The 6,240-nt window shown below is 69.9% G+C and carries 2 protein-coding genes and 1 pseudogene; all 3 read left to right on the top strand.

All coding sequences use genetic code 11. From position 1 onward, the window contains the following. The first annotated feature begins 203 nt into the window (after positions 1-203). Positions 204-695, top strand: coding sequence for a PH domain-containing protein (locus ACFC79_RS20200; RefSeq protein WP_376241938.1), 492 nt, complete (start codon positions 204-206; stop codon positions 693-695). After that, positions 692-2,245 (top strand): PH domain-containing protein, encoded by a 1,554-nt coding sequence (locus ACFC79_RS20205; protein ID WP_376241940.1) that lies wholly within the window; start codon positions 692-694, stop codon positions 2,243-2,245. Before ACFC79_RS20200 ends, ACFC79_RS20205 begins: the two co-directional genes overlap by 4 nt. A 346-nt stretch (positions 2,246-2,591) precedes the next feature. Next, a pseudogene (locus tag ACFC79_RS20210) lies at positions 2,592-6,240 on the top strand (beta-ketoacyl synthase N-terminal-like domain-containing protein); the annotation flags it as partial.

Here is a 6,240-nt window from a genome sequence, read left to right on the forward strand (position 1 = left end):
GGGGGGGGCGGCGGGGGGGGTTCATATTCCCCCCCCCCCGGGGTGTCCAACGGGGGGGGCCCCAATTTTTTGGGGGGGGGGGGTTGTGGGGTGCCCCGTACCCCCGGGCCCCCCCAACACCCCGCGATCAGAACAACATGACAGCTCATCAGCTCGGCAATCTGCCTTGACGTAAGAACTTGGGTGAAGCAGCAGTGGACAGCATGGAAGATGTGAGGCTCCGGCCCCCGCGGCACCGGGTCGGGAGCCGCGCGATCGGCTGGTGGACAGTGCAGTCGGCGCTGCTCGCCGTGCCTCTTCCGCTCACGTTCGGAATCCTGTGGGCCTCCATTCCGCCCACCCGGGAATTCTTCATGTGGGCGACACTGATCTCGCTGCTGCCCGGCCTGATCTACACGGCCGTGATGCCGACCTGGCGCTACCGGGTGCACCGCTGGGAGGTCACCGACGAGGCGGTCTACGCGGCCTCCGGCTGGCTGTGGCAGCAGTGGCGCGTGGTGCCGCTGTCCCGGGTGCAGACGGTGGACACCCTGCGCGGACCGGTCCAGCAGATGTTCGGTCTCTCCGGGGTCACCGTGACCACCGCCTCCGCCTCCGGCGCGGTGAAGATCAAGGGCATCGAGCACAAGGTCGCCGAGGAACTCGTGGAGCACCTGACTCGATTCACCCAGGCCACCGCGGAGGACGCGACATGAGCGCCGCGAACACCGCGCGGCGGGCGGCACATGCCGCACCGCAGTGGGGACGGCTCAACTCCCGGCTGATCCTGGTCAACCTGGCCGTCCTGGCCGCCCCCGTGGTGATGCTCCTGGTGACCGTCCTGGCCACCCGGAAGGCCAACCTCCAGGTACTCATCACCCTCGGCTCGCTCTTCCTCACGTTCCTGGTCATCAGCGGCATCAGCCTGATGCGGCTGTTCACCACCCGCTACCGGGTCACCGACGACCTGGTGGAGCTCCAGTCGGGCCTCCTGTTCCGCAGCCGCCGCTCGATCCCGATCGACCGCATACGCAGTGTCGACCTGACCGCCAACCCGCTGCACCGGGTCTTCGGCCTCACCAAGCTCACCATCGGCACCGGCGAGCAGAGCGTCTCCGCCGGCCAGCGACTGGCGCTGGACGGCATCGGCAAGGCGGACGCCGCCGAGCTGCGCCGGCAGCTGATCGAGCGGCGGGACGCCAGGCGCGGCCTGGCCACCGTCGCCGTGGACGACGGCCCGATCAGCGAACTCGACTGGTCGTGGCTGAAGTACGGCCCACTGAGCGTCTGGGGCGTCGGCGGTGTCTTCATCGCCGTGGCCAGTGTCTACCGCACGCTGCGAGAGCTGAAGGTGGACCCGCTGGAGCTCGGCATCGTCAAGGACCTCCAGGACCGCTTCGGCTCGGTCCCGCTGTGGTACGGGATCCTGGTCGTCCTGGCCGTCGTGGTCGTCCTCGGCATCATCGGCTCCACCGCCACCTTCATCGAGAGCTGGTCCGGCTACCAACTGGCCCGCGAGGAAGGCGGAATGTTCCGCGTGCGCCGCGGACTGTTCGTCACCCGTTCGGTCAGCATCGAGAAGCGGCGACTGCGCGGCGTGGAACTGGTCGAGCCGATCCCGCTGCGCTGGGCGCGGGCGGCGAAGCTCAACGCCGTCGCCAGCGGCCTGGGCAACCGCGAGGACAACCGCAGGCGGAGCGTCCTGACCCCGCCCGTGCCCCGTGACGAGGCCCGCCGGGTAGCCGCCGTGGTGCTGGACGAGGACCCCTCACTGATCGTCCGGACCGGGCTGACCCGCCACCCCCGGGCCGCCCTGCGACGCCGCATCAACCAGGCGCTGATCTGGTCGGTGCTGATCGGCGCCGTGCCCTTCGGCCTCGGCCTGTGGCTCGGCCGCGGACTGGTGACCGTCGGCTGGATCACCGCCGCGGTCCTGGTACCGGTCCTGTCGGCCTTCGCGTTCAACGCCTACCGGACCCTCGGCCACGGCATCCGGGGCGGCTACCTGGTCGCCAGTGCGGGGACCTTCGCCCACCGCACCGTCGCCCTCCAGCGGGACGGAATCATCGGCTGGCGGATCACCCGGACGCCGTTCCAGCGCCGCGCCGGACTGTTCACCCTCGGTGCCGCCACAGCGGCCGGCGAAGGCGTCTACAAGGTCCGCGACATCTCCACGACCCAGGGCATCGCCCTCGCGGAGCAGGCGGTACCGCAGCTCCTCCTGCCGTTCCTGGAACGGACACCCCGGTCCGCCCGCCGCGGCTGACCGACCACAGACCAACTGGCGATCCCCCGAGAGGTGGAGGGGCGGCCGAAAGGCTGCCCCTCCACCTCTGAATTGCTTGCCTGTGCCGGAATTCTCGTGCACTCTGGTGAATTACGCGCCGCCCTCCGAAGCCGCCCCGCAAATAAGGGACTCCAGGAAAAAGTAGGGGTCCATAGGGGGTTTGAAGGGGTTTCTGGGGGGCCTGCCCTGTGCGAGGCTGGTACACGGTCTTGGTTTATTTCTGCAGGTTATGGGGCGCGCGATGATGAGTGAGTCCGAGGATTTCACGCCCGAGAACACCGAAAAGCGGGACGACGTCCCCGACACGGTGTCGTGGCAGCGGCTACTCGCGGACCTGCCGGAGGCCGAGCGCGACGAAACCGCCCTGCAACTGGTCGGCGATCTGATCACCGCCGCACTGCGGGACAACGCCCCCGATCTCCTCGACCCCCAGCGTCCCTTCCAGGACCTGGGCTTCGACTCGATCGCCGCAGTCGAACTGCACAGGCGGCTGACCGCCGCCACCGGGCTGCGACTTCCCGTCACGCTCGCCTTCGACCACCCCACCCCCGCCCAGCTGGCCCGCCACGTCCTGGTCGAGCTGGGCCTCGGTGACGGCCCCGCCGCAGCAGCGGTCACCACCGAGGCGTCCTTCGCCGACGGCGAGCCCATCGCCATCGTCGGAATGGGCTGCCGATTTCCCGGCGACGTGCAATCGCCGGAAGAACTCTGGGAAATCGTTGCCGAAGGCCGGGACGTCATATCCGAATTCCCCACCGGTCGCGGCTGGGATCTCACCACTCTTTACGACCCCGACCCGGAAAGGACCGGCAGCAGCTACACCCGTGAGGGCGGGTTCCTGCACGACGCCGATCGATTCGATCCGGCGTTCTTCGGTATTTCGCCGCGCGAGGCGCTCGCCATGGATCCGCAGCAGCGGCTGCTGCTGGAGACGTCCTGGGAGGCGTTCGAACGGGCCGGCATCGACCCCACCGTTCTCCGCGGCGGGCACACCGGCGTGTTCGTCGGCGCCGAACAGCAGGACTACGGACCGCGCCTGCACGAGGCGGAGGAGGGCTTCGAGGGCTACCTGGTGACCGGCAACGCCGCCAGCGTCGCCTCCGGCCGGATCGCCTACACCTTCGGCTTCGAGGGCCCCACCGTCACCGTCGACACCGCCTGCTCCTCCTCCCTGGTCGCCCTGCACCTCGCGGTACAGGCACTGCGCGCCGATGAATGCTCGTTGGCACTGGCCGGCGGTGTCGCCGTCATGGCCAACCCCGGTTCGTTCGTCGCCTTCAGCCGCCAGCGCGGCCTGGCACCGGACGGCCGCTGCAAGCCGTTCGCTGCCGCCGCCGACGGCACGGCCTGGGGCGAGGGCGTCGGCATGCTGCTCGTGGAGCGGCTCTCCGACGCGCGGAAGAACGGCCACCAGGTACTCGCGGTCGTTCGCGGGACCGCCATCAACCAGGACGGCGCCAGCAACGGCCTCACCGCACCCAGCGGCCCCGCCCAGCAGCGCGTCATCCGCCAGGCCCTCGCCAACGCCGGACTGACCACGTCGGACGTGGACGCGGTCGAGGCGCACGGCACCGGCACCACCCTGGGTGACCCGATCGAGGCGCAGGCGCTGCTGGCCACCTACGGCCAGGACCGTCCCGAGGGCCACCCGCTGTGGCTGGGCTCTCTGAAGTCCAACCTCGGACACACCCAGTCCGCGGCGGGTGTCGGCGGCATCATCAAGATGGTCATGGCGATGCGGCACCGGACATTGCCCAAGACCCTGCACGTGGACGCGCCCACGCCGCATGTCGACTGGTCGGCAGGTGATATCGAGCTGCTGACCGAGGCCCGGGACTGGCCGTGCACCGAGGAGCGGGTGCTCCGCGCCGGTATCTCCTCGTTCGGCATGTCCGGCACCAACGCCCACGCCATCATCGAGCAGGCGCCCTCCGCCGACGACTCCCACGAGAGCTCCGACCTGAACCCCGACGGGGACGAGCAGCAGCCGCGGACGGCCGGTGCGGCCGCTGCAACCGGTGCACGACCCGCCGGGCACGCACCCGCCGTCCTGCCCTGGGTGCTGTCCGCCAAGACCGAGGCCGCACTGCGCGAGCAGGCCGAGCGGCTCCGGGAACGGCTGGAGGCCGACCCGGACCTCGCCCTCACCGATGTCGGCCACTCGCTGGCCACCACCCGCGCCACCTTCGAGCGGCGTGCCGTACTCGTCGCCGACGACCGGTCGGGCTTCCGGGACGCGCTGCGCGCCCTGGCCGACGGCGAACACTCCCCAGCCGTGGTCAAGGACGCGCCCGCCACCGGCAAGGCGGCGTTCCTGTTCACCGGGCAGGGCAGCCAGCGCCTGGGCATGGGGCGCGAACTGTACGAGACGTACCCGGTCTTCGCCGAGGCACTGGACGACGCCGCCTGGTACCTCGACGAACAGCTGGAACTGCCGCTGCTGGACGTCCTCTTCGCCGAACCGGACTCCGACCGGGCCACCCTGCTCGACCGCACCGACTACACCCAGCCCGCGCTGTTCGCGATCGAGGTCGCCCTCTACCGCCTCGTGGAGTCCTGGGGGCTGCGCCCCGATCTGCTCGCCGGTCACTCCATCGGCGAACTGGCCGCCGCCCACGTGGCGGGTGTCCTCTCGCTGGAGGACGCCTGCGTGCTGGTGGCCGCCCGAGGCCGGCTGATGCAGGAACTGCCCGCCGGTGGGGCCATGGTGGCCGTGCAGGCATCCGAGGAGGAGGTGCTGCCGCTGCTGAACGACCGCGTCGGCATCGCCGCCGTCAACGGGCCCGCCTCCGTCGTCGTCTCGGGCGACGAGGACGCCGTCACCGAGATCGCCGACGCTTTCCGCGACCGGGGCCGCAAGACCAAGCGGCTCACCGTGAGCCACGCCTTCCACTCCCCGCTCATGGACGGCATGCTCACCGAATTCCGGCGTGTCGCACAGGTGTTGGAGTACGCCCCGCCGCGCATCCCCGTCGTCTCCCTCGTCACCGGTCGCGCGGCCACCGCCGATGAGCTGTGCTCGCCCGAATACTGGGTGCGGCACGTGCGGGACGCGGTGCGCTTCCTGGACGGGATGCACACCCTCGCCGAGAAGGGCACCTCCACCTTCGTCGAACTCGGCCCCGACGCCGTACTCACCGCCATGGCCCAGGACTGCCTCCCCGACGCTCGGGACGCGGTGTATGTCTCCGCGCTGCGAGGCGGCCGGCCGGAGGCCGAGACCGTGACGCTGGCCGTCGCGCGTGCCTACGTCCGCGGCAAGAAGGCCGACTGGAACGCCGTGTACGCCGACACCGGTGTCGGCCGCGTCGACCTGCCCACCTATGCCTTCCAGCGCCAGTCCTACTGGATGGCCACCCCGTCCGGTTCCGGGCAGGGCTCCGCCGTCGTCGCCGCCGACCCGGCCGACGAGCGGTTCTGGGAGGTGGTGGAGCGTGGTGATGTGGCCGGGTTGGCTGCTGAGTTGGATGTTGATCCTGGGTTGTCGTTGGGTGATGTGTTGCCGGCGTTGTCGTTGTGGCGGCGGCAGCGTGCTGAGCGTGTGGTGGTTGATGGGTGGCGTTATCGTGCGGTGTGGAAGCCGTTGAGTGATCGTTCCGTGGGTTTCGGGGCGTTGGGTGGTGTGTGGTTGGTTGTGGTTCCGGTGGGTGTGGGTTCGTCGGGTGCTGGTGTGGGTGGTTGGGTTGGGGATGTGGTGGGGGCTTTGTCGGGGTGTGGTGCGCGGGTGGAGTTGGTTGAGGTGGGGGTTGGGGTTGGTCGTGTGGGTGTGGTGGAGCGGTTGGGTGGTTTGGGTGTGGATGTGGGTGTGGTGTCGGGTGTGGTGTCGTTGTTGGGTGTTGAGGGTGTTGAGGGTGTTGAGGGTGGTTTGGGTGCGGGTGTGGGTGTGGAGGGTGTTTCTGGGTTGGTGGGGTTGTTGCAGGGGTTGGGGGATGCGGGTGTGGTGGCGCCGTTGTGGGTGTTGACGCGTGGTGGGG

Source organism: Streptomyces sp. NPDC056061 (assembly GCF_042266885.1).
GTDB lineage: Bacteria > Actinomycetota > Actinomycetes > Streptomycetales > Streptomycetaceae > Streptomyces.

What these genes read in the sequence shown, in the direction of transcription:
- ACFC79_RS20200 (WP_376241938.1), top strand. Translation starts at nt 204, where the DNA reads ATGGAAGATGTGAGGCTCCGGCCCCCGCGGCACCGGGTCGGGAGCCGC.
- ACFC79_RS20205 (WP_376241940.1), top strand. Translation starts at nt 692, where the DNA reads ATGAGCGCCGCGAACACCGCGCGGCGGGCGGCACATGCCGCACCGCAG.